Genomic DNA, 25,627 nt, shown 5'->3' on the forward strand with positions numbered 1-25,627 from the left:
CTTTGTAATCTTATTGCCGTACCAGATATTCATTCTGAAAGGTTTCGTAAACGGCTCTAATTCCCTCTTCAAGAGGAATCGTTGCTTTCCAGCCCAGTCCGTTAATCTTCGTGACGTCTACAAGCTTACGTGGAGTACCATCCGGAGCAGAAGTATTAAATACAACTTCGCCCTCGTAGCCTACTACGTCTTTTATCAAATAAGCCAGTTCCTTAATGCTGATATCTTCACCAACACCGATATTCACGATCTCGTTCTCTTCGTAGGTATTCATCAAGAAGAGACAAGCATCGGCCAGATCATCGGAGTGGAGGAATTCTCTGCGAGGCGTTCCCGTTCCCCATACTTCAACCTCTGGAGATTGATTCACCTTCGCTTCATGGAATTTGCGAATAAGCGCAGGAAGGACATGCGAGGTCTTGAGATCAAAGTTATCGTTAGGTCCATACATATTGGTCGGCATAACTGAGATGTATTTTGTTCCGTATTGACGGTTGTAGGATTGGCACATCGTAATGCCGGCAATCTTCGCTATGGCATAAGGCTCATTCGTAGGCTCAAGAACACCTGTCAGCAGGTATTCCTCCTTCATCGGCTGAGGCGCGAACTTCGGATAAATACAAGTTGAGCCCAGGAACAGCAGCTTCTTCACCTTGTTGCGGTATGCGGCATCAATGACATTCGTCTGAATCATAATATTGTCTCGGATGAAGTCTGCCGGATACTCATTGTTAGCGACAATACCGCCAACCTTGGCTGCTGCCAGGAATACATATTCAATGCCTTCTTCCTCGAAGAAAGAAAGAACCCGATCTCTGTCCAGCAGATCGAGTTCAGCACGGGTGCGATAGACCAGGTTCGTATAACCTTTCTCTTCGAGAGCTCTTAGAATAGCTGAGCCTACCAACCCTCTGTGTCCCGCTACAAAAATTTTCGAATTTAGTTCCACTCTCTATCCACTCCTTCTCCTAGTATGCGTCATCCGATCCAACCATCGCTCTAGCTGTCTTAGCGATGATCTGCAGATCAAAGAACACGTTTCGTTTCTCTATATACTCCAGATCCAGCTCCACCATTTCCTTGAAGCTTAGCTCATTCCGGCCGCTAACCTGCCACAGTCCGGTACAGCCTGGTTTCACACGAAGGCGGAGTTTATCATAGCTGCTATATTCAGCAACCTCTCTTGGGAGAGGCGGACGCGGACCAACAAGCGACATATCGCCGCGAACGACATTCCACAATTGAGGAAGCTCGTCAATACTGGTCCGTCGGATAAATCTTCCAACTGGTGTGATTCTCGGGTCATGTTTCATCTTGAACATGGCACCTTCTATCTCATTCTTATGTAAGAGGTCCTTCAATAAGTCCTCGGCGTTCGGGACCATGGACCGGAATTTGTACATCCGGAATGTCTTCTCGTTAATACCCACCCGTGTCTGATAGAAGAACACCGGTGCTTTCGGATTCTCCAGCTTAATCAGCAAGGTAATTACGAGCAGCAACGGGGATAATAATAAGATCCCGCAAGCTGCACCAACCAGATCCATCATGCGCTTAATCATCAGATAAGTTCGTTTCGTACTTCTCGTCTTGGCTTGAACACGTTGAGCAATGGATAAATGGCTGTCTATAGTCATCTCGGATTCTTTCCGAAGAGGCGATAACGCCATGTTGTTGTCTCCCCCCGTTTACTTGGATTTATGGATAAGCTCGCGCTCTAAAATTTCTTTCATGGCTTCCAGCAATGGTCCTTTAAGCGATTCATTCCGCAGGGCATAATCTAGCGTTGTTGTAATAAAACCCAGCTTCTCGCCCACATCAAAGCGTCTGCCTTCGAACTCATAAGCATATACGCCTTGGGATTCATTCAGCTTCTGAATTGCATCCGTCAATTGAATCTCTCCGCCTGCACCCTTCTCCTGCTTGGATAGGAACTTAAAAATATCTGGTGTTAGGACATAACGACCCATAATAGCAAGATTCGATTGCGTTGTGCCTGGAGCCGGCTTCTCGATAAAACGGTCAACCTGACTTAACAGTCCGTTCTTCTCGCTGTATTCCACAATGCCATAACGCTCGGTCTCATTCATGGGAACTGGCTTCACGCCAATAACCGACCGGCCCGTTTGTTCGAACTGTTCCATTAGTTGTCTCGTGCATGGAATCTCGGAATCGACAATGTCATCTCCAAGAAGAACGGCAAACGGCTCATCTCCGATAAAATTGCGCGCACACCATACGGCATGCCCAAGGCCTTTCGCTTCCTTCTGGCGGATATAATGAATATCCACTCTGGAAGACTTCTGTACTTCATCCAGCAGCTTAAGCTTGCCCTTCTCCATCAGATTGTGCTCAAGCTCAAAGGCACTGTCGAAATGGTCTTCGATTGCGCGTTTACCCTTGCCGGTGACGATAATAATGTCCTCGATACCCGAAGCAACCGCTTCTTCCACGATGTACTGAATCGTGGGTTTGTCTACAATCGGGAGCATTTCCTTCGGCATTGCTTTGGTCGCGGGCAGGAACCGGGTTCCAAGACCTGCGGCCGGGATAATAGCCTTTTTCACTTTCGTCATGTTTTGTTCCCTCTCTTTTCTTTCTTTTCTCTCTCTATTTTGTCTATGTATGTGGTGGATATTGGATAAATGGTGGGTATAAATATACGAGCTATGTCTTCCTTCAGCAGAAAAACATAGCTCGAACATTTAGTTATTTAATTGGGGCATTTAACCCATCCTCACATCACACCATTGGCAATAATGCCTAAGGTTTACTAATAAACCCACAGCGTGACCGAGTGCCTGCAGTGATAAAGGTGCAGCAGACTTTACCTTGAGCGGTGGTTGTAGCCGCTCTCCCTACTTCACGTCAGCACTATAATAATAGTAGTAAGCCTCTTCATTCGAACGGCGCTTCACGTTGTTGAGCACAACGCCAAGAATGCGGGCATTGACATTCTGCAGATTCTGAATCGCCTTCTGCGCGAACTGGCGCTTCACCCGGCCTTGATCGACAACAAGGACAACCCCGTCGCTCTTCGTAGCCGCAATCTGCGCATCCGTTACCGCAAGAAGCGGCGGCGTATCCACAAGGACAATGTCGTACATCGTGCGAAGCTCATCCAGCAAAGCCGTCATTCGTTTCGACGCGAGCATCTCTGCTGGATTCGGAGGAATGGGCCCAGCTGTAATGACGTCCAGGTTCGGAACATCGGTCGATTGAATGACCTCTTGCAAAGTGCTTTGCTGCGAGATGACCGATGACAGTCCAAAACGGTTGGAAATCTGGAACGTCTTATGTGCAGTTGGCTTCCTCATGTCGGCATCAATCAGAACAACCTTGCGGTCGGATTGGCTAAACGCTACGGCCAGATTAGCGATGGTTGTGGACTTCCCTTCACCCGGACCTGCTGACGATACCATGATGACTTGCATCGCAGAATCAATCGCAGCAAATTCGATATTTGTCCGAAGCGTTCGGTACGTCTCCGATACCGGTGAACGCGGATTGACGACGGTAATCAGGCGGCGTTTACTTTCCGATTGTGACATTCTCTAGCCCTCCTGCCTTCTGTCTGTTCTCTGCCCGGGACGATCCGGTCTGGAATTCGCTAGCCTCTACCCTTGCGACCATAGCCAGAGTTGGCTGACCCAGATAACGCTCGACATCGGCTTCCGTCTTAATCGTGTCGTCCATATACTCCAGCAAGAAGGCAATGCCCACCGCAATCATAAGCGACACTACAAAAGCGATGATGATGTTCAGCGTCACATTCGGCGATACCGGTGCAGGCTGGTCATCCAGCGGCGCTTCGTTCAGAATGGATACGTTCTCGACCTGGAAGATGTGTGGAATCTCTTGTTGGAACACAAGGGAAATTGCATTAACAACCTTGGCGGCCTGTTGGTACGATACATCCTGTACCGCTAGTGTCATAACCTGTGTATCGTTCACAGAGCTGACTTTAATCATCTTCGTCAGTTCCTTCACAGATAGGCCCAACTGCGGGTACTTCTCTGCAACCTTGCCAAGAATAGCAGGCGTCTTAATGACTTCTTTATAGGTTTCGATCATCTTGATGTTGGAGTTAATGGCGTTAATGTCCAGTGCTCCCACGGCTAGCGACTCATTGGTGCGGTTCACCACGATCTTGGTTGATGCCTCATAGATGGGATCCCTGAAAACCTTGGTGTATACACCCGCTGCCACGGTACATACCAGTACAAAAATAACGATAAGCAACAATCTCTTCCTCACAATAAGGAAGTACTCTCTTAAATCTAGTTCCTCGGACACTATTAGCCTCCTCCTGATTGCCTAGTTGCCTATGATGATTGTAATACGTTAGTCCTAAAGATTGTAGACAATTATTGTAAATAAACCAACTTTTACTATAATTTTGCGAAAAAATACCTTCCTCCCAACTGCTGCATCTGAGAGGAAGGTCTTGAGTCCTATAGATTACTTAAAGTTTACTGCACGGTAGATCATTACCGCTGCTTCAGCGCGTGTAGCCGATGCGTTCGGCGAGAACTTGCCGTTGTTGCCGATTACGATGCCGTTCTTGGAAGCGAAAGCTACGCCAGCTTTCAGGGAAGCGCTGATCGAGCTAGCATCCTTGAAGCTTGCCAATGCTGCAGTCACGTCCGTTACGTCTTGAGCACCTTTTGTTACTTTCAATGCACGAGCAATCATCGTCGCCATCTCTGCGCGAGTGATTTGCGCGTTAGGATCGAACTTTGTAGCCGAACGGCCTTGGATAATGCCAAGCTTAGCTGCTGCACCGATGTAAGGAGCAGACCAGTCTGTATCCTTCACGTCCGCAAAATTTTCTTTTGCAGAGCTGTTATCGATATCAAGAGCACGAGTCAGCATTTTCGCGAACTCTGCACGAGTTACGTTATCTTTTGGAGCAAATACACCGGCTTTTTTGCCTTCGATTGCACCTTTCGCTGCGATTACTTCAATTGCACGTCCAGCCCACGATTGAACGGAAGCGATGTCTGTGAAGCTTACTTTGTTCTCAACAACAACATATTGGGAGAACGTATCGCGGTGTTCAACGATTGTGTTGCCTTGAACCGTACCGCCTTGGAACACAAGCTTGCCGTCAACGATCTTCGCGAGCGACAGGAGTTCTTTGTCTACGCCGTCTACGTTACCTAGCGGAATCGTTACCGTAACAGGCTGCTCGAAGGAAGTTACCGATTTGCCGCCGATTGTCAGGTCGAAGCTGTATACATCGGAAGCTGCTTTCAATCCGCCGGTTGTCGAGGAATCAGCCTTCGACTTGTTGATGTTGAAGTCAACTGCGCCGTTGAATTGTCCGCCAACCGGAAGCGTTGCGCTCAGGCCGTTAACGGTCAGGTTGATGCCGCCAAGACCTGCTTTGATTGCTTCTTGGATAACCGCATTGTCGAGGCCAATCTTCACGTTGTCTTGCGCAACATTGCCCAAGTTAAGATTCAAGATTACAGCTGGAACAGTAACGCCAGGAGCCAGTGCTTTCACGTTCTTAAGGATTTCGCCGATACCCGCGATAGCGGACAATACGGACGAACCGCTTACTTGAACGGATGCTTGACCGTTCGATACTTTAATGTTGCTGGACAGATCAATTGTCGACAACTTATTTACAAGGGCAGTTGCTTGTTTAACCGCTTCTGCGATAATAGCCGCTTTCTCAGCGTCCGATGCATTCTTGAGTTTGTCCTTGATGCTGTTAATGAAGTCCGTAACATCTTTCGGAATTGCGACAGTACCAGTCTCATCTCCGCCGCCGACTACGCCACCGCCGGTGCCAGGGTTAGTAGTACTACGAGTGCTCAGATAAGCGTCAATAACAGCTTTTACTGCATCAGGAATTGCGTTAGCTTTTACGGCAGTTACCTTAACAACAAGATTTCCGGCAGCTGTCGTCAATACAGTCGAATCAATGCCGTAATAATTGAATACTTGCTTGATTTTACTTGCAGTACCATCGTTCGGTACGGCTTGAATAGCATTCTTAACAAGCGTCACTACATCCAACGGGTTGGAGGCAAGTGCTTGAACTTGCGAGACCGAAAGGGCATCCAGGCTGGCAAATAGATTTGTTTTCACTTTAAGCACGTAAGCAGCCAGATCTTCAACGGTCAGATTGGAAACACTAGCTTCTCCAGCAAGTGTACGTAATACATCAAATCCCGGTGTTGCTTGAATACCATCGAAATAAGAAAAGTCCGCTGTGTATGTAAAACCAAGCACTTTAAGATATAAAGCTTCTACTGCAGCCTTCTCATCAACAGACAAAGTGTACTTGCTATTAATGCCGTCTGTAATTGGTGCGATAATAGTTGCCACATCGGAATTCGACAAGCCTTTGATCACATCGCGTAATGCTTTTACTTTCTCCAGCCCATTAGTTGCAGCTAGAGCATCATGCCATTTGTTAGCTTCGGCAATAAGCTGGTCTGTAGACGATGTTGCCGCGTAAGCCGTATTATTAAATCCTAGTTTTTCAGCCAGTCCTTTGTTGCTCAGCGGAATTCCCGCGAATGCTGTTGCCGCCATGCTTGCTGCGATTGTGGATACGATAAGCTTCTTTTTGATCGTCATTTCTTACATTCACCTCGTAGTTTAATAGTGTGACAGTATGTAACTTTTCTACTTTCTATACCATAAATTGGTATTTATAGACACACAATAACGCGACAAAACGACTAGAGCGAGCGCTCTATCTCTAATTGATTTGCCAATTCGTTATCCATTTCTGTTAATTGGATGCCAATTTTGGTCCATTCCGCCATACGTATCTGCGGGAAATCTGTGCCTATCTACTGTCTATTGTTAAAATGTACCTAGGAAAATACTTGAAGCCCATTATAGCAGAATAGAACTGGAGAATCAGCACTTTCGCAATATTTCCTAGTATTCGACAAAAAATAATCATATCGGACTATTTTTTCGGGACAAATTCCTGCTTTGATAGCGTTTTCAGTCGATATTTAATGCTGGAAATTAAATTTCCTTCTGTTAGATGACAAAATAAAAGCCATGCCAGCCGCCGGCAGAGGTCCTATTCTGTCACAAATAAGAGACTCTGGTCGGCCGTTAGCACGGCTATGCCAATAAATGTAAAATTTTACTTGCGATGCATCTTGAATTCTAGAAATAATTCGTTATAGTGTACGAGCATTTTTTTGCCGAGATTCTTATAGACTTCAAGCTTTTCCGTCAGTTCTTTATCCGGGTAGAAGCGTTTGTCGCCCGAGATTTCCTCCGGCAAATATTCAAGCGCCTTGGCGTTAGGCGTAGAGTAACCGACATACTCGGCATTCTGCGCCGCATGCTTCGGATCCAGCATGAAGTTGATGAACTTGTGCGCGCCTTCGATGTTCTTCGCCGTCTTCGGAATGACCATATTATCGAACCACAGGTTCGAGCCTTCCTCCGGCACGACGTAGTCGAGCTTCTCGTTCTCGCTCATAATCTCCGATGCGTCGCCGGACCATACAAGCCCAACCGCCGCCTCTTCGTTCGCGAGCAGCAGCTTGATCTCGTCACCCACAATCGCCTTTACGTTCGGAGTGAGCGTGCCAAGCTTCGCCTTCGCCGCCTGCAGATGCTCTTCATTCGTATCGTTCAGCGAATAGTGAAGGCTGTTCAGACCCATCCCGATGACCTCGCGCGCGCCGTCGAGCAGCAGAATCTGATTTTTTAGGCTTGGATCCCACAGGTCGTTCCAGCTATGGAACTTAAGATCGGTCAGATCGGGATTGTAGACAATCCCAACCGTTCCCCAGAAGTAAGGAATCGAGTATTTGTTATCCGGATCAAAGCTCAGGTTAAGGAAGCTTGGATCGATGTACTTCAGATTCGGCAGCTTGCTCTTGTCAAGCGGAATGAGAAGATTTTCTTCCTTCATCTTGTCAATCGCGTATTCCGAAGGGATGCTGACGTCGAACGTCGTGCCTCCCTGCTCAATCTTCGTCATCATCGCTTCGTTCGAGTCGAAGGTCTGGTAAATCACCTTGATGCCAGTCTCCTTCTGGAATTCATCCAGCAGCTCCGGATCGATGTAATCGCCCCAATTGTAGATCGTAAGCGTATCCTTGCCCGTGTAGCCCTCACTCGAATTGAGGTAAGAGGTCAGGTACATCAGTCCGAAGGAAACGACCAGCACGGCGATAAACGTCTGAACTAAAGATTTCATCCCCGTCCCTCCGATCGCGCCGAAGTCCGGTTATTCCGCTGATTGATGAAGTAGTAGCCGATAACCAGCAGTATCGTAAACAGGAAGATCAGAGTCGACAGCGCATTGATAGAGAGCGCAATCCCTTGGCGGGCCCGCGAGTAGATCTCAACCGATAAGGTGGAGAAGCCGTTACCCGTTACGAAGAAGGTCACCGCGAAGTCGTCCAGCGAGTACGTTAACGCCATAAAGAATCCGGCAAAGATGCCCGGCTTGATAAACGGAATAATAACGCGCGTCAGCACATGCCAGCTGCTTGCCCCAAGGTCGCGGGCCGCGTCGATCAGCGTGGAGCTCATCTCCTGCAGCCTCGGCAGAATCATAATAACGACAATCGGCACGCTGAAGGCGATATGCGACAGCAGAACGGACACAAAGCCAAGCTTAATGCCGATAATGGTAAACATGATTAAGAATGAGGCGCCGATGATGACATCCGGGCTGACGATCAGCACGTTGTTAAGCGACAGCAGCGCATTCTTCGGCTGGCGTCTTCTTACATAATGAATGGCAAGCGCGCCTGCAATGCCGAACAGAACCGAGATGGCCGACGACAGCAGCGCGATAACAAACGTGTTCAGTACGATAATAAGGAGCCGCGTGTCCGCGAACACTTCCTGGTACCACTCTAGGGTGAAGCCTTCGAAGTTGCGCATCGCTCCGCCGCTGTTGAACGAATAGAAGATCAGATAGAAGATCGGCGCGTACAAAATGATAAATACGGCGATCAGGTACACATTAGACAGCTTTGCGGTTTTCATTCTGCAGCCCTCTCTTTCTGCTGCCCGTTAACAGCATAATAACCGCCATCGCGATAATGAGGAACACCGCGATCGTAGCGCCCATGCCCCAGTCCTGGGTAACGAGAAAATGCTGCTCAATCGCCGTACCAAGCGTAATAACCCGGTTGCCCGCGATAAGCCGCGTAATCATAAAGAGCGACAGCGCGGGGATAAAGACGGCCTGACAGCCGGACTTCACGCCGCTTAGCGTCAGCGGGAAAATAACCCGGCGGAACGCCGTCCAAGGCGATGCCCCAAGATCCCGTGCCGCGAACACAAGCGAAGGATTAAGCTCCTCCAGGGAGTTGAAGATCGGCAGGATCATAAACGGGATAAAGATATAGACCGATACAAAAATAAAGCTGAAATCGGTGAACAGAATCTGCTGCGTACCGATGCCAATGAATTTGAGCATGCCGTTAACCGCGCCGTATGTGCCGAAGAGGCCTAGAAAAGCATAAGCCTTGAGCAGCAGGTTGATCCAGCTTGGCAGGATGATCAGCAGCAGCCACAGTTGCTTGTGCTTGGTTCTCGTCAGCAAGTAGGCAGCCGGATAAGCGACAAGCAGCGAGAACGCCGTAATCAGAAAAGCGTACCAGAACGAGCTCAACGTCATACGCATATAGACCGGCGTGAAAAACTTCTCGTAATTGCCGAACGTGAAGTTCCCCTCTACGTCGAAGAAGGAGTAGTACACGACCAGCACGATTGGCGTAATAACGAACAGCGCGATCCACAGAAGATACGGAATGAGATAAAAGTTGCGCGTATTAGTTCTCATCGTGACCCTCGCTGTACGCATCCAGACGCTTATCGAATTCTTCCTCCGTCTCGCCGAAGCGCATGACGTGAATCGCTTCCGGATCAAAGTACAAGCCGATTTGCTCGCCTACGGCTGCTTTTTTCGTAGAGTGGACGAGCCATTCGTTGCCCGCTTCATCGTAGCAGGAGATCTCGTAGTGAACGCCGCGGAACAACTGAGAGTCGACGCGCACCTGCAGCTTGCCTTGCTCCGTTGTCGTAATTTCGAGGTCCTCCGGGCGAATGACGATCTCGACCGGCTCGTTCGGATTAAGACCTTGGTCGACGCATTCAAACGTACGGCCGGCGAACTCGACCTCGAAGTCCTGCTTCATGCGGCCGGCGACAATGTTGGATTCCCCGATAAAATCGGCCACGAACCGGTTAATCGGCTCATCGTAAATATCGTTTGGCGTGCCTGATTGCTCGATCTTGCCCTGGTTCAGGACAAAAATCTCGTCGGACATCGCCAGCGCTTCTTCCTGGTCATGCGTGACGAAGATAAACGTAATGCCAAGTCGCCGCTGCAGCTCGCGAAGCTCGTACTGCATCTCGGTGCGGAGCTTCAGGTCCAGCGCGGAGAGAGGCTCGTCCAGCAGAATAACCTCCGGCTCGTTCACGATCGCGCGGGCAATCGCCACGCGCTGGCGCTGGCCGCCGGACATTTCGCTTATATTGCGCGTCTCGTAGCCTTCCAGGTTGACGAAGCGGAGCGCTTCTTTTACCTTGGCCGTGATGGCCGCGTTCTTCAGCTTCTTGATGCGAAGGCCAAAGGCGACATTTTCGAACACATTAAGATGAGGGAACAGCGCGTAGTCCTGGAATACGGTGTTCACTTGGCGTTCGTTCGGCGGAATCCGGTTAATGACCTTGCCGTTAAAATAAATCTGACCCTTGGACGGTTCGATGAACCCGGCGATCAGCCGAAGGATCGTTGTTTTGCCGCAGCCCGACGGGCCGAGCAGCGTATAGAACTTGCCTCTTTCAATCTCGAAGCTGACTTCGCTTAAGACGGTCGTCTGATCGTCGTATTGCTTCGTCACTTGCTCGAATCGGATGATCGTTTGATCCGACATGATGGCTGCACTCCTTCATACCCGGAGGTAAACATAGTTAATGGTTTAGGTTCCTAACGATTGCTTTCAGCATTTGATTATACATGAAGCTTGCGTGTGCGCGCATGACTTTTTGTCCTTGGGGGGATATAATACAAGAATAAGTCTTCTCTCTTTCAAAAAACTATTTACTTATAAGGAGTGTGTGGCCCTATGGCACAATATCGCGAGATTGATTCTATGGAAGGCTGGAACGAAACGTTCGAGGCTTCGAGCGGCCGTCCAACCGTTATTTTCAAACACAGCACGACTTGCCCGGTAAGCGCCAACGCGTACCGCGAGTTCAATGAATATTTGAACGGCAACCCGCGCGAGGATGCTGATTATGTACTCGTTAAGGTCATCGAGTCCCGCCCTGTCTCGTTGCAAATTGCGGAAGACACAGCGGTGAAGCACGAATCGCCGCAAATCATCTATTTGGACAAAAAGGCGAAAGTATGGTCCGCGTCCCACTGGGCGATTACCAAAGAGCATATTACGGCGGTATTGGACTAAGATTCGTTGTAAGTGTAAGCCTGCAGCAGTGCGGATCCCCTCCGGGGGATTGCACTGCTGTTTTTTATTAGGTTGGCTATAATTGGTTGGTTCTAAACACCGCACCTCGCATGCCTTCCGGCGCGTAGTGCCATCGCGGCACTTGGTGCTCGGTCACATTTCGTGGGCGGTGGAGCAGCCCTCCGCCTACGTTGCAAGAAATGCACATACGGAGGTAACCGCCTAACAGCTAGTTAGTTGAGTGCTGCTACCGCCCTCCACCTACGTTGCACGAAATGCATTATACGGCGGGTAACCGCCTAGTAGCTAGTTAGTTGAGTGCTGCTACAGCCCTCCGCCTAAAATGCATCATACGGCGGGTAACCGCCTAGTAGCTAGTTAGTTGAGTGCTGCTACAGCCCTCCGCCTACGTTGCACGAAATGCACCATAAAGGTGCTAGAAAGCCCAGTAACCCGGAATATCCTGCAGGAAATGCAGGATATCGGGGAAAAACAGCCCCGACAAGTGAAAATTGAGGCTATATCCTGCATTCTGTGCAGGATAACTCCCCCAGCATGCCTGGAATGGGCTTATATACTGCATTTCGGGCAGTATATCCTGTAAGCCACAGGATGAGACTGTTATTACCAAAAAAGCTATGCTACACTAAGCTTCAGACGAAGAACGTCCCAAGCCATTATTGGCAGCATTGGGGCGTTCTTTTTTATTTTTCGGGGAGGTTAGGTATATGACGGTTAACGATGAGTATGAGGAAGCGCATCGGCGGTTTATTGAGACTCATATGGAGGGAAGAACGGGGGAGCGGAGGGGGAGATTAGCCAGAGGGCATAACTTCGCGGAGAAGCTGTTCCTGCAGAACGTGTGGTGGCCGCTATTTGGCAGTTTCGAGCATTTGCATCCCGAATATGAGGTTTATGATTGGAATCGCAAATCGCAATTCATAGACTTCGCTTATTTACCCCCGCAAGGCATGTTTGCTATCGAGTGCGACGGCTTCCAAAGCCATGTGAAAGATATGGACCGCGAGAAATTCAGCTACTCCTTAAATCGAGATACATTCCTCACGGGGATGGGGTGGAAGATGATTCATTTCTCCTTCGACGATGTGCAGAACCGTCCGGAGATATGCATCATGCTGCTGAAGCATGTTCTCGGTACGCAGATGATTCGAGGCCGGCACAACGCAGGGAGCCTATTAATCCCATCGGCTGAGAGAGACGTTCTTCGGTTTGCTTTTCACACGGGAGGACGTGTCGGTCCCAAGGATGTATCCGATCATTTCCGAATCAGCTTCCGCACCGCACGCAAAAGGCTGCAGTCGCTATCCGCAAAAGGAATGCTGAAGCCGACCGTGCGTGGCGTCCAGACTCGATATTATGAGCTGAACGACCGGGCTATTGAGCATCTGTAACCGCACCGATTCCTCGTCTCCTGAAGCAAGTCTCCCCCCATCCCCAAGAGCGCTGCCCTATTGGGATATGCTGACCGAAATGCAGCATATTGCCCCATTTCGGGCTAGCTGAGCGAGTTATCCTGCATAGAATGCAGGATATAGCCCCGATTTGTGCCTATCAGGGCATGTTTTACTTCGATATCCTGCATTCCGTGCAGGATATTTCGGGTTACTGGGCTGCGTTGTGCCCTTATGATGCATTTCGTGCAACGTAATCTGACGGCAGCGTCACTTCAACTAACCAGCTGCTGGGCGCATACCCACCCTATGTTGCACGATGTGCAGCGTAGACGGACGGTGGCGGCGGTACTTCAACCTCTTTCCCTCATCCCAAAGAGCGCTAGCCTTTTGGATATGCTGACCGAAATGCAGCATATTGCCCCATTTCGGGCTAGCTGAGCGAGTTATCCTGCATAGAATGCAGGATATAACCCCGATTTGTGCCTATCGGGGCATGTTTTACTTCGATATCCTGCACTCCGTGCAGGATATATCGGATTACTGGGTTGCGATGCGCCTTTATACTGCATTTCGTGCAACGTAATCTGACGGCAGCGTCACTTCAACTAACCAGCTGCTGGGCGCATACCCACCATTTGTTGCACGATGTGCAGCGTAGGTGGACGGTGGCGGCGGCACTTCAACCTCTTTCCCTCATCCCAAAGAGCGCTAGCCTTTTGGATATGCTGACCGAAATGCAGCATATTGCCCCATTTCAGGCTAACTGAGCGAGTTATCCTGCATAGAATGCAGGATATAGCCCCAATTTGTGCTTATCGGGGCATGTTTTACTTCGATATCCTGCATTCCGTGCAGGATATATCGGATTACTGGGCTGCGATGCGCCTTTATACTGCATTTCGTGCAACGAAGGCGGACAACGGCGGTCTTCTAAGCTACTTGGTGGACACGCACTACTCCGATGCACAACGTGCTGCTTAGGCGGATGGCGTCAATTCAACTAACTAGTTATTGCACGAGCAAAAGGCCACGGGATAGCCCGTGGCCTTAACTTTGCCAGTAAAAGCGCTGGCGCTTAGCCCAGTGTCAGCTCGAACAAGCGCGCGGTGCGCGGGCTTGGCAGCGTCACGCGCAGCTCGGCTGCAGCGGCGTCCCAGCTGCAGCCGGTGTCGCTCGCGGCTGCCGGGTACGCGCAGCGCGCTGCAAGCTGCTTGCCGCTAAGCTCCGGCAGCGGCAAAGCGAGTTCGCTCGACTCGCCGCCAATGCGCCATACGGCGAGGTAAAGCTTGTCGCCGCGCCGCAAGCCAAGCGACAGCCAGTCGTCGCCATGCGCCGGCAGGCCAAGCGGCCATACCGGCAGCGCTTCGCGGATATCGCCGCGGATTGTTTTGTAGTAATCGAGCGCTTCCTTCACCAGCTCGCGGCGGCGCGGGCTCAGCTCGGCCAGATGGCCGGATTGGTGAACGCGAAGCAGCAGCGCGTTAACCATGTTAAAGATAACCTCCTCGTCATCGCCTTCACGAAGCGGATAAGACCAGACGGCCGCCTGCTCCGGCGTCAGCACGGCAGGTGCACCCGCTGCGATGGAAGCGTATTTCACGTAGTCCTCCTGATCGCTGGTCGATTGAATGCTGTAACGACTAAGCATCGAATAGTCCATCCGCATGCCGCCGCTGGAGCAGTTCTCGATAACAAGCTCCGGATAACGCGCAAACACGCCGTCCAGCCAAGCCAGGTAAGCACGGTTATGCTGGAGCAGACCGTCACCAGGGCTGTCCGCATCCGTCTCCGTACCGATACCCGCATTGATGTTGTAGTCCATCTTGATGTAGCCTACGCCATAATCCTCAACCAAGCGGCGGATCACCTCATCCGCATGGGCAATAACAGCCGGATTACGGTAATCCAGCTGGTAGCGGCTGCGATCCTTTACCCGCTTCCCGTGACGCATGAAGAACCAGCTGTCATCGGTATCTGCCAACTTCGGTGAATTGATGCCCATAACTTCAAGCTCAAGCCATAAGCCAGGAATCATCCCTTTGCTGCGAATATAATCAAGCACGTATTTGATTCCTTCCGGGAAGCGCTCCTCCGAAGGCAGCCACTGGCCTACGCCATCCCACCATTCGCCCGGTGCGTACCAGCCCGCATCGATACAGAAGTATTCGCAGCCTACATCCGCTGCCGCATCAATGAGCGGAAGCAGCTTTTCGGTCGTCGGCGAACCCCAGAGGCAGTTCATGTAATCATTAAAGATAACGCGAAGCAGCTTGTTATCGTCATTCTCGCGGCGAATCCGGCGGCGGTACACGGTCAGCTGTTCAGCCGCTTCCTCAACTCCGCCCTCTACCGCGCCAATCGCAACCGGCACCGATACGAATGTCTTGCCCGGAGCCAGCTTCAGCCACCAGTGATTGTCATGCTCGGTTGGTCCGCTGATTAGCAGCGTCAGTCGGTCCACCTGGTCGGTCAGCTCCCAATGCCAAGAGCCGTTGTGCTCGATCTGCCAGAACAAGCTTTCACCCGAAGCCGTATTCGACATAATCGCCATCGGAATAAGCTCAGCCGCCGACCAAGAACCGGTGTTGCTGAACGCCAGACGCTTCGAGCCGCGGTCGATCAGATGCGACATGCCGAGCTCGGGCAGCGTATACGTCCCCCATTGCAGCTCGCTTTGCCATGCGTTATGCGCAAGGGTCAACGTTACTTTGTCATCGCGGTCACCTTGGCCGTCTTTATCAAAACCGGTCAACGCGAAGGAAGATACGTACTCTACGCCAACTTCCTCACTGCCTCCGTTCACAAGCTCCGTCCAGCAACGCGCAACCTGAGCGCCGTTATAGAACTGAACATTCCACAGAGCGGATACGCCGGTAACCGGATCCTTCAGCCCCAGAACCAGCTTCCGTCCGAACTCATTACGGGTGTCGGACAATCCGTCATACACCATCCGCAGACCCGGCTGCGAAGCGCGGTGCGTACGGCCGTGATATTCTGCCCGATCCTCGCCGGTTAATTGCAGCTCCATCAGGCGGAAGCCTTCTTTTTGCTTCGCCCCAATCGACTCTTCCGCCCAAGGCAACGCGCCAAAATGAAGCAGCAGCACATCGCCGTTCTCCCGCACCTCATACACCAAATGCAGGCCATTCTCTTCTACCTTGTTGATTCCCGCTGCCGTAGCCAGTTTCTCCATCCCCTATTACCGCCTTTCCGATTCTAACGAAACCTCATATTCTTATTTCGCTAAATTTGCTGTTTTTTCAAATCTAACGAAACTCAGACACGCTATATACCATCAAACCATGCTCATTCTGCAAAAATAGGCCAAATAACATTACCTAGTTTCGTTACACTCACAAATCCGCTCAAAAGGCCCAAATAACGTTACCTAGTTTCGTTACGTCCCCGCAGGTGGGGCGCACTCCCAACGGGCATCGCGCGCTTCATCAACCCGCTAGCTCCGCAGGTGGACCTGCCCCCAACGGGCATCGCATGCCTCATCAACCCGTTTCGCCCCGCAAATGGCGCCCCCTACTTGACCTCTATCGATGCCTCTCGAAAATGAAGGGCCGCGTCTACAATAGGTTTTATCGATGTAAAAAGGCCGTCCCATTAGCCATTGGCTTCTGGGACAGCCCCCTTGTTAAAGTAGCTTATTCGGCCGACCCGAATTGCTGCCATGCAGTCTGAATTTCTTTGATTGCTTGATCTTTGGTTTTGCTGCCGCCGATGTAAGCCTGCATGATTTCGCCGAATTTCTGATGGAACGTATCGAGCGAGTAGTTAACCGACAGGTCGCCGGATTTTTGTGTTTTCAGGATCTCTTCCATTTGCTTAGGCATATCCAGGTCAGGAAGCGGAGCGTCCTTGATTGGAGGAATAACCTTCGCTACGTTGGAGAACCATTGTTTGCCGTAATCCGAAGTGTACAGCCAGTTGAAAAAGTCGATTGCTTCGCGAGCCACTTTGGAATCTTTGTTGATGCGAAGCGCTTGGTCTGCGCCTGTAACGATTTGCGCCTGCTCAGGCTTGTCGCTTACAGGGTAGCCGGCGATGCCGATTTGGATGTCCGGGCTGATTTTCTTGATGGCTTCCTCATCCCATGCGCCTTTACCCGTCATGAACGCTGCTTTGCCTTGTGCAAAGTCGCTTACTTCCGCGTTGCTGTCGCGCTCAAGCGGCTTGTCTGTGCCATGCTTAACCGTCAGGTCGATGAAATTGAAGAAGTTGTCCTTCAGAACCGGATGATCGTTGAACGTTGTTTTGCCGTCGATGAATTGTTGTACCAGTTCTTTTGGTGCGATACCCGCATCTTCAGCAGCTGCGTTTACATAGTGTTGGAAAATGTGCTTCCATACCCACCACTCTTTATAAGCGTTGGCGAATGGCGTGATTTTCTTTGCTTCAAGCTTCGCGATATCGTCGTTCAGCTCTGCGATTGTCTTAGGAGGCTCAGCGATGCCCGCATCCGTCAGAAGCTTCTTGTTGTAGATCAGCGTCATCAGGTTGCCTTTAACCGGCAGACCCAATACTTTGCCGTCCGAAGAAGTCATGTTTGCTTTAACGCCGTCTGTCATCGCAGCCGCAAGCGGCTCGTTTGTCAGATCCGCGCTGTACTCCGCGAACGTATCGATGTCGCCGCCGGCCGTAGTTTGGAATACATCAGGCGTGCTGCCCGAAGCGATTTTGGATTTCAACACTGTATTGTAATCGGCTTGCATAATTTCAAGGTTAATCGTTACGTTTGGCTTCACTTTTTTGTACTCGGCGATGTATGCGTTGAACGCATCCGTGTACTCCGGAGAAGCTGTGAACATGTTAATCGTTACCGGTTTGTCCGAAGCTGCGCCATTACCCGCTGCCGTGCCACCGTTATTAGCTGTATCGTTGCCGTTGTTGCCGCCGCAAGCAGCGAGCATGCCGCCGACCAGCGCAAGGCTGAGCGACACCGAAGCAATTCTTTTGAACATTGTAACGCCCCCATTTCTCATAGTTGCCAGCATTCTGACTTCCCGTCTTTTTGGCGGGCTGCTCTATCGCTGACCTTATGCACACGTTTATCATAATGAATACGGAACGGGATAAAAATGCACATAAGTGACTAGTTAAGGGTAAAAAAGCGGAGTGTTGCCCGAGTTCACTTTTTATCCTTCCTTGCGAGCGGTTCGATACTCCGTCGGCGAAATGGAAAAATAATTCCGGAATGCTTTGCTGAAATAGTTCTTGTCCTTGTAGCCGAGCATCTCGGAAATATCCTGGATCTTCAGGCTTGGATCATCAAGGAGCTCCTTTGCCTTGTCCATTCGAATACGCTGCACGTACTCGTGGATCCCGCATCCGAACTGCTGCTTGAACAGCTTCATTATGTATTCCCTGCTTAAAAAATATTTATCGGCGAACATCGATATTTTAATGTCCTCGTAATACCGGTTGTCGATGTAGGCTTTAATGTCTCCGATCTCGAAGGGACGATTCGCGGACTGCGTCAGGCGGATCTGTTCCAGATAGTAATGAAGCGCGTCTTCCAGCAGCTTGCTGAACTGTTCATAGCTCGCAAAATCATCGGACAAGCCCATGAAGCGAACCGGATGCTCTTCCATTAAAGGCAGCTTTTCTCTCGGCACGCCAAGATCAAGCGCGAGATCGTTCATCATAATAATAAACCGGGCCAGCGATTGATCGGCATCACCGAGGGTAAACAAATCCGCGCCGCCCCATTTGCGCAGCTCTTCCGAGAGGATCGACTTCGCGCCTGCCGTATTGCCGGATTCCAGCGCAGCCCGGAACATCTGAATCCGCCCCGTGACCGGATAGCCTTCGTTCGTGGATTTCGCCACCGTATTGGCCACAAAGTACCCTTTCAGCTTCAGCAGATCAATTCCGTTAATGGCCGCCTTGGCCGTCTCGTAGGAAGAGGCAATCTCCATAATACTCTCGCATGGCGATCCAATCCCGGCCACGGCCACAATGCCAAGCAGCTCCTGCAGCGCGGAGAGCGCTTTGTTCATTTGGTGCAGCGACCGGTACGCGATATCCTCCTGGTAGGCTCCCTTCATCGTCAAGATAACGATAAGCTCGCGGTCCATCTTGGGACTGGCGAAGCTGAACGCCTGGAAGTACTCGCCCGCAATCTCGTTCAGCATATTCCCCACGGCAAAATGAAGCAGGTCCACGTCCGAATGGAACCGGGCTTTGCGCACCTTCTCCATATTGAGCATTCTAAGCACAACGGCGGCAAACCGGTTATCCGGATCATCCGCTCCGATCAGCGGAAGGAACGCCTCGTTCGTCTGGCTGCGGAAGCTGCGGTCGATGATCGACAGATACATTTTCTCCTTCAGCTTGGGCAGCGACATATTGAGGGTAATATTGCGGTTAATGAACTCGCTCTCCCGTTCGCGGCGCGCTTCCAATAGATCTACCGCCTTGCGCAGCGCGGCGTTCAGGTCCGGCCGGTTAATCGGCTTAAGCAGATAGTCGACGACCTTGGAGCGGATCGCCTGCCGGGTATATTCAAAATCGTTATAGCCGCTAATGACGATAGCCGGCAAATCCGGGTAGTCGCGTTCGAGCACCTGCAGGAGCTCCGCGCCGCTCATCCCCGGCATTTTCATATCCACCATCACCAGATCAACCGAATGATTGGCAATCATCTCAAGGCCCATCTTGCCGTCCGTGGCTTCCAGCACCTCGTTTACGCCAAGCCCTTTCCAATCGCCCAGAATCCGAATGGCCTCGCGAAGCGGTTCTTCGTCGTCGATAATAAGAACTTTATACATGTTGCCCGCCTCCTCGCGGTATTAGCATTTCCATTTCCGTACCTGACGGACTCGTCCGGATCACCAGCTGCGAGCTGGTTCCGTACAGCAGCTTCAGCCGCGTATTCAGGTTAACCAGCCCTACGCTTCCCTCTTCTTCCGCTCGTTCACTCCAGTCGGCCTCGAACGATTGAAGCACGTCTTTCAGCCTGCCGGATGCAAAGCCCGGTCCGTTGTCGCTGACGATAATAAAGGCATGTCCGCCGGCCGCCCTTGCGCTGATCCGAATCGTGACGGGGCTTGAGACCATCTCGACACCGTGCTTGATTGCATTTTCAACTAAGGTTTGAAGCGACAGCTTCGGCAGCTCCAGCTCCTTCAGGTCCTGATCCCAATCGATAACCAGCTGCAGCCTGCCTCCGAACCGCGCCTTCTGCAGCGACATATAGCGCTCGATATGCAGCAGCTCCTCGCTCGCGCGGACAATATCCTTGCCGCTGATGCAGTATCTGAGCGTAAGCGCCAGCGCATCGACCATATCGGCGATATCGAAGCGTTCCGCCTTAAGCGCCTTGGTCGAGATGGCCTGCAGCGCGTTATAGAGGAAATGCGGGTTAATCTCCGCTTCGAGCGCCTTCAGGATCGCGTTTTTCTCCACCAGCTTCATCTTGTAACGCTCGTTAATAAGCTCGTTCGTCTGGCTGACCATCTGGTTGAATTGACGGGACAGATAAGCCAGCTCATCACGGCCGACCACCTCGGTAGAAGCCTCGAAATCGCCGGTACTAAAACGCTTCATCTGCTGCGACAGCAGCTTGAGCGGCTTTGTGACCGCATTGGAGAAATAAGTGATCAGCACAACGGCAAGCAACAGGAACAGCAGGCCGATCATAAAGTTCAAGTTACGGGTTGTTTTCGCGGCCGCGTAAAGCTCTTTATAAGGAATCGGCTTCACTAATTTCCAGCCCTCCTGCGCGCCTACGTTATAGACCACCAGATACTTATTATCCTCCGGCGACGTCCAGGTCAGACCGTTTGCGCCTATTCCGTCCATCTTAATCTGCTTCAACAGACCGCTGCCCTCCATCGACTGGTAGAACGGCCTGTTATCCAGCGCGAACGGCACATTGTCCGGGCTTAAGAAGAGCAGATGCTGTCCTTTGTCCTCCGGAATGTCCTTCATGATTTTGTTGATCGTACTCTTGTTGTAATAGAAGGACACTACCGCCAGCGGCGCGCGTGTCGAAATCGAGCGAAGCACCCGGTGATACGCCATAAAGCTCCGGCTCGGGTCCATCTCGTAGCCCCGTTCTTCGTTCGACAGAAGGAAGGACTGATACGCCTGATTCTTCCCGCTGTCCATCGCCTGCTTGTACCACGACATCGACGGAATATTATCCGCCTGACCCGACCGGATCTTGATATCGAAGTTCTCCTTGGCAATCGTGTAGTACGTGCCGCTCGCGACAAAATACAAATAAATAGCTTCCAGATCCTCATTGCTGCGGGAAAAATACATGCCCCGGAGATAGTCCTCCACGTACATTTTGGATGCATAATCCGAGGACGCATGCGTGATGGCGAAAGCCAGTTCATCGTAATTAATTTGCGGCAGCGACAGCTGCTCCATTCCCGCAAGGTACCCCTCCAGATTCTTGTTGACGAGAAGCAAATTGTTCGACGTGCTGGCGATGCTGTTATTCAGCGCTTCCCGCTGCAGCATCTTGTAAGAGATGAAGGTCAGAGACCCCACAACCAGAATAATGATTGTCGTAAAAAGCAAAATAAGCTTGTTCACCAATCGGCTGGATACGCGCTCGGTCAAGGCGCTCCAGCTTTTTGCGATACGATTTACGATTGCCATCCACTCCCCATGCTCACGGTGTCTACCGTACAGTTCACCTTTTTACCCCTAACAGATTTCATATATCCATTTTGGCTGCCTTAAGGCGCATTTATAATACACAGTATATCGAATAAGGTACTGATGTATAGTCGGCTAACGACAACAAGACATACTAGGCGACAACTGACGACATCGAGAAGAGGTGCAAATATGTTTAAGAAAATGGGGAGAAAAGTAAGCGAGAAAGTCGAATTCGGACTGTTCACGCTGCCGGTTCTCATCTGTATCGCGATTGCTTTCTATATCCCGTTCGCGATGACGATCCGCTATTCCCTGACCAAATGGAACGGGATCTCCAAGCATCCTAAATTTATCGGACTTGATAACTTCAAGCAAATTTTCCTGCATGACACGAACTTTACCCAATCGGCATGGTTCACGATTAAATACGCGGTTCTATACATCGTACTTATCAATGTTTTTGCGATCTTGCTTGCGCTTGTGCTCGACATGAAGCTCAAATCGACAACCTGGCTGCGTGCGGCCTTCTTCATTCCGTACATCCTGAGCCTTGTTATCGTCGGCTTCATCTGGAAATTCATCTTTATGCAAGGCTTCGAATCGCTTGGCGCAAGCACGGGCTGGGGCATCTTCAAGCTTAGCTGGCTGGGTGAACCGGGACTAGCCTTTATCTCTATCCTGTTCGTATCCATCTGGCAGTCGATCGGCTTCTATCTGGTTATTTACATCGCCGGTCTGCAATCCGTACCGGATGATCTGAAGGAAGCCGCTACGGTTGACGGAGCCGGTCCAATCCGCCGCTTCTTCAGCGTAACGCTGCCGCTTCTGGCACCATCGATTACGATCTCGGTCTTTATGGCCCTGACGAACTCGATCAAAGTATTCGACGTTATCCTGTCGCTCACGGGCGGCGGTCCCGGCGGTACGACTTACAGTATCGCTTACGACATCTACCGCGACACATTCCAGAACAACCTGTACGGCTATGGTACGGCCAAAGCGCTGATCCTGTTCGTTGCCGTGCTTATCGTAACGATTATTCAATTGACGTTCTTCAAACGCAGGGAGGTTGAGGCATAATGAACCGTCAATCAAAAGCCGGACGCATCATTCTCGAAGTGGTGATGGTCCTTCTGTCTCTGTTGTTCCTGTATCCATTGTTCCTGGCCATCATCAACTCGTTCAAAAGCTTTGGCGAGGTGATGAAAGACGTCATCGCCCTGCCGACCAAGCTGTCGTTCGGCAACTACTCGCATGTCTGGTCCTTTATCAACTATCCGAAGCTGTTCCTGAACAACTTCGTGATTACCGGTCTTGGTCTCGTAGGGATTATCCTTGTTTCCTCGATCGCGGCTTATAAGCTGGCGCGTACCAAATCGAGATGGAGCGGCCTCATCTACATGCTCTGCATTATGCCGATGCTGATTCCGTTCCAATCGATCATGCTTACCGTTCTTCAATTATCCAAGAATCTCCACATTACCGAGAGCACTTGGGGACTTGGCCTTCTGTACTGGGGCTTCGGCGCACCGCTGGCCGTGTTCATCTATCATGGCTTTGTAAAAGGGATCCCGAAAGAAATCGACGAGAGCGCAACGATCGACGGCGCTTCCGGCTTCCGGCTCTTCTTCAGCGTCATCTTCCCGCTGCTCAAATCGGTAACGACAACCATCGTCATTATCGACGTGATGTGGATCTGGAACGACTTCCTGCTGCCGCTCCTTATGGTTAACGGCTCGCCGGATACGAAGACTCTGACGCTTGCGGCTTACACCTTCGTTGGCCAATACACGTCGGACTGGCAGTATGCAATGACCGCTATGGTTATGGCCGTTCTGCCTTCGATCATCGTGTTTATCTTCCTGCAAAAATATATCGTTAAAGGCGTTGTAGCCGGCGCCGTTAAAGGTTAATGGCGTTAATGCCCATCCGCTCCTTCCGCATCCTTGAATGCGGTGGGCCGGATGGGCATTTTTTCTTCCTGCGGATTGTTTGTCGAACATTTATCATATCTCGTATCTTTCGACAAAAAGTGATACACTATCGTTTAGCGTTTAGCGTTTAGTAAGAATTGGAAAGGAGCATTGCTTACCATCTATGGTCTACAAGATCCGGCCGCGCAAAGGCTTTAAGCTGTCCTCTATTTTTTCATTCGTCGTTATTCTTTCTGTTCTGATTACCATCTTCATCAGCACCGTTATCGGTTATACGACCGAGCGAAAATCGCTCTTCCATAATACAATCGAAATGAACGGCGTTGCGGCGCTGAACTTAAGCAAAACCACGCAGTCGCTTGTCATCTCCATGCAAAAAAGTCTCGAAGTGACCGCGAATTATTTCTCGGACGTCGAGCTGAGCGATGAGAATGTCTTATCCCAGCTTGATTTCTTTATGGGGACAAGCCCTTATTTTAATTCGCTGACCATTGTGAACAAGAATGGCGTTATTGTCTCCACTTCGCCGAACAACCTGAAACTAATTGGCAGCAAGCCGACCTCGGAAGCGACAACGGAATCGCTCCGGCTGAAGAAGCCGTATATTTCGAAGCCGTTCCATGCCATAACGAACCGCATGATCGTTATGGTAAGCTCGCCGATCTTCGATCGCGACGGCAATTACAAAGGTTTTGTCGGCGGGTCGATCTACCTGCAGCAGGCGAATATTTTCCGCGATATTCTAGGCGTTCAGGCAAGCACCACAAGCGGTTCCTACTTCTATGTCGTAGATTCCGCCGGCAACCTGATCTATCACCCGGAAAAAGACCGCATCTCGGAAAATGTGAGCAGCAATCCGGTTGTTCAGAAGCTGATGAAAGGACTATCCGGCGCAGAGCAAGTCATTAACACGCGGGGACAGAATTTCCTCGCGGGCTTCGCGCCAGTCCCGGCCGCGGGCTGGGGCATCGTATCGCAGACGCCGCAGGACCATATTACGAATACCTCGGCAAATGTCATCCGCGAGATGGTGAAGTTCTCGGCACCGTTCGTTCTGCTGCTCGTTCTCCTCTCGTTCTGGCTGTCCCGCAAGCTGGCCCATCCGCTTAACCGGCTGGCTACTTACGCCTCCCGCCTCTCCGGCGGAGACGAGACGCTGAAGCCGCTTCAGGCGGATGTCAGCTGGAACTATGAAGCGAATCAGCTCGTCGATACGGTAGCGGTTGCCTTCAACAAGCTGCGCGCGCAGAAGGAAGAGCTGCATGCCGAAGCGAACACCGATGCGCTTACCGGCCTGACGAACCGCCGGACTATGGGGGCGATCACAAGCTTATGGAAGCAGCAGGGCACGCCGTTCTCGGTCATTATTATGGACCTCGACCATTTCAAGAATGTCAACGACCGGCATGGCCATCAAATGGGCGATGAGGTGCTGAAGTTTGTGGCAGGCATCATGGTCAGCGAGAAGGGTCCCGACGATTACTGCTGCCGGTTTGGCGGCGAGGAATTTACCATGCTGCTGCCTCATGCCACCGAGGCAGAGGCTGTCCTGGTTGCGGAGCGGATCCGTCTCCGGATCGGGCAGTCCGTCACTCCAATCGGCGAATCGGTAACGATGTCGCTTGGAGTGGCGACCTTCCCCGATGCAGCGGACGAAGTCGTCGACCTGTTCAAATACGCCGACCAGGCGCTCTACCAGGCCAAGCGCGACGGCCGCAACCGCACCGTCGCCTACAGCAGCCTGATGGCTATGACGCGCATATAAGTTGAAGCTGTCCACCTCCGGGTGGGCAGCTTTTTTTGTTCGTCTGCGGCCGGAGCGGGCAGAGGGCGGGCAGCGGCTGAGCCGCTCACTTTCTGTAGCAGGCTTTTTGCCTGCTATTTGGTTGTTCCAGCCCCACTTCGGCTCGGCCACCCCGCTGTAACTCGCTTTTTTCCTCTTATTTAGCTACTCCAGCCCCACTTATACTCGTCCACCCCGTTGCAACTCGGTTTTTTCCTCTTATTCGGCTGCTCCAGCCCCACTTCAGCTCGTCCACCCACCTGTAACTCGGTTTTTTCCTCTTATTCGGCTGCTCCAGCCCCACTTCGGCTCGGCCACCCCTCTGTAACTCGGTTTTTTCCTCTTATTCGGCTGCCACAGCCCACTTCGGCCCTGGCGCCCCAGCTGTAACTCGGTTTTTTCCTCTTATTCGGCTGCCACAGCCCACTTCGGCCCTGGCGCCCC

19 protein-coding genes are annotated in these 25,627 nt (G+C 51.2%); 5 read left to right on the forward strand and 14 right to left on the reverse strand.

The window, feature by feature from the left end; translation table 11 throughout:
* Positions 1-10: 10 nt before the first annotated feature.
* The 10 genes from fcl to WFK81_RS28570 all read right to left on the reverse strand — a co-directional run bounded on the left by fcl (position 11) and on the right by WFK81_RS28570 (position 10,892).
* Positions 11-949, reverse strand: coding sequence for a GDP-L-fucose synthase (gene fcl, locus WFK81_RS28525; protein ID WP_336790609.1), 939 nt, complete (start codon positions 947-949; stop codon positions 11-13).
* Between the two features lie 19 nt (positions 950-968).
* Complete coding sequence (locus WFK81_RS28530) at positions 969-1,670, reverse strand: sugar transferase (protein ID WP_336790611.1); 702 nt, start codon at positions 1,668-1,670, stop codon at positions 969-971.
* Between the two features lie 18 nt (positions 1,671-1,688).
* A complete protein-coding gene (gene galU / locus WFK81_RS28535; RefSeq protein ID WP_336790613.1) occupies positions 1,689-2,576 on the reverse strand; it encodes a UTP--glucose-1-phosphate uridylyltransferase GalU in 888 nt (295 codons plus the stop codon).
* 282 nt (positions 2,577-2,858) lie between these two features.
* On the reverse strand, positions 2,859-3,551 hold the full coding sequence (locus WFK81_RS28540) for a CpsD/CapB family tyrosine-protein kinase (protein ID WP_336790615.1): 693 nt from the start codon (positions 3,549-3,551) through the stop codon (positions 2,859-2,861).
* Positions 3,532-4,296, reverse strand: a complete 765-nt coding sequence (locus WFK81_RS28545; protein ID WP_336790617.1) for a YveK family protein — start codon at positions 4,294-4,296, stop codon at positions 3,532-3,534. The genes WFK81_RS28540 and WFK81_RS28545 overlap by 20 nt, the downstream gene beginning before the upstream one ends.
* Before the next feature lie 165 nt (positions 4,297-4,461).
* Positions 4,462-6,597, reverse strand: coding sequence for an S-layer homology domain-containing protein (locus tag WFK81_RS28550; protein ID WP_336790618.1), 2,136 nt, complete (start codon positions 6,595-6,597; stop codon positions 4,462-4,464).
* A gap of 526 nt (positions 6,598-7,123) precedes the next feature.
* Entirely contained in the window at positions 7,124-8,194 is a 1,071-nt protein-coding gene (locus WFK81_RS28555; protein ID WP_336790620.1) for an ABC transporter substrate-binding protein, read from the reverse strand.
* Positions 8,191-8,994, reverse strand: a complete 804-nt coding sequence (locus tag WFK81_RS28560) for an ABC transporter permease (protein ID WP_336790621.1) — start codon at positions 8,992-8,994, stop codon at positions 8,191-8,193. The genes WFK81_RS28555 and WFK81_RS28560 overlap by 4 nt, the downstream gene beginning before the upstream one ends.
* Positions 8,972-9,796, reverse strand: a complete 825-nt coding sequence (locus WFK81_RS28565; protein WP_336790623.1) for an ABC transporter permease — start codon at positions 9,794-9,796, stop codon at positions 8,972-8,974. The genes WFK81_RS28560 and WFK81_RS28565 overlap by 23 nt, the downstream gene beginning before the upstream one ends.
* Positions 9,786-10,892 carry an ABC transporter ATP-binding protein gene (locus WFK81_RS28570; protein WP_248760743.1) on the reverse strand — a complete coding sequence of 369 codons (1,107 nt, stop codon included), beginning with the start codon at positions 10,890-10,892 and terminating at the stop codon, positions 9,786-9,788. Before WFK81_RS28570 ends, WFK81_RS28565 begins: the two co-directional genes overlap by 11 nt.
* A 192-nt stretch (positions 10,893-11,084) precedes the next feature.
* Between WFK81_RS28570 and ytxJ the strand changes: the two genes are divergently transcribed.
* Both ytxJ and WFK81_RS28580 read left to right on the forward strand, forming a co-directional pair.
* Entirely contained in the window at positions 11,085-11,426 is a 342-nt protein-coding gene (ytxJ, locus tag WFK81_RS28575; protein WP_336790625.1) for a bacillithiol system redox-active protein YtxJ, read from the forward strand.
* Positions 11,427-12,154: 728 nt separating this feature from the next.
* Positions 12,155-12,838: a hypothetical protein gene (locus WFK81_RS28580; protein WP_336790627.1), complete on the forward strand. Its 684-nt coding sequence runs from the start codon at positions 12,155-12,157 to the stop codon at positions 12,836-12,838.
* 1,078 nt (positions 12,839-13,916) lie between these two features.
* On the opposite strand, the gene WFK81_RS28585 is transcribed toward WFK81_RS28580, so the two are convergent.
* From WFK81_RS28585 to WFK81_RS28600, 4 genes are all read right to left on the reverse strand, one after another.
* Positions 13,917-16,034, reverse strand: coding sequence for a glycoside hydrolase family 36 protein (locus WFK81_RS28585; RefSeq protein ID WP_336790629.1), 2,118 nt, complete (start codon positions 16,032-16,034; stop codon positions 13,917-13,919).
* A 460-nt stretch (positions 16,035-16,494) separates the two neighbouring features.
* Positions 16,495-17,811, reverse strand: a complete 1,317-nt coding sequence (locus tag WFK81_RS28590; protein ID WP_336790630.1) for a sugar ABC transporter substrate-binding protein — start codon at positions 17,809-17,811, stop codon at positions 16,495-16,497.
* Between the two features lie 174 nt (positions 17,812-17,985).
* Complete coding sequence (locus WFK81_RS28595) at positions 17,986-19,620, reverse strand: response regulator (protein WP_336790632.1); 1,635 nt, start codon at positions 19,618-19,620, stop codon at positions 17,986-17,988.
* The gene (locus tag WFK81_RS28600) at positions 19,613-21,463 is read right to left on the reverse strand and encodes a sensor histidine kinase (protein WP_336790633.1); all 1,851 of its coding nucleotides are present in this window, start codon (positions 21,461-21,463) and stop codon (positions 19,613-19,615) included. Before WFK81_RS28600 ends, WFK81_RS28595 begins: the two co-directional genes overlap by 8 nt.
* Positions 21,464-21,655: 192 nt before the next feature.
* Between WFK81_RS28600 and WFK81_RS28605 the strand changes: the two genes are divergently transcribed.
* The 3 genes from WFK81_RS28605 to WFK81_RS28615 all read left to right on the forward strand — a co-directional run bounded on the left by WFK81_RS28605 (position 21,656) and on the right by WFK81_RS28615 (position 25,165).
* Complete coding sequence (locus WFK81_RS28605; RefSeq protein WP_336790635.1) at positions 21,656-22,546, forward strand: carbohydrate ABC transporter permease; 891 nt, start codon at positions 21,656-21,658, stop codon at positions 22,544-22,546.
* Positions 22,546-23,379 carry a carbohydrate ABC transporter permease gene (locus WFK81_RS28610; protein WP_336790637.1) on the forward strand — a complete coding sequence of 278 codons (834 nt, stop codon included), beginning with the start codon at positions 22,546-22,548 and terminating at the stop codon, positions 23,377-23,379. The genes WFK81_RS28605 and WFK81_RS28610 overlap by 1 nt, the downstream gene beginning before the upstream one ends.
* A 184-nt stretch (positions 23,380-23,563) precedes the next feature.
* Positions 23,564-25,165 carry a sensor domain-containing diguanylate cyclase gene (locus tag WFK81_RS28615; protein ID WP_336790638.1) on the forward strand — a complete coding sequence of 534 codons (1,602 nt, stop codon included), beginning with the start codon at positions 23,564-23,566 and terminating at the stop codon, positions 25,163-25,165.
* The last annotated feature ends 462 nt before the right edge of the window (positions 25,166-25,627 follow it).

Source organism: Paenibacillus sp. MMO-177, from assembly GCF_037147795.1.
Classification (GTDB): domain Bacteria; phylum Bacillota; class Bacilli; order Paenibacillales; family Paenibacillaceae; genus Pristimantibacillus.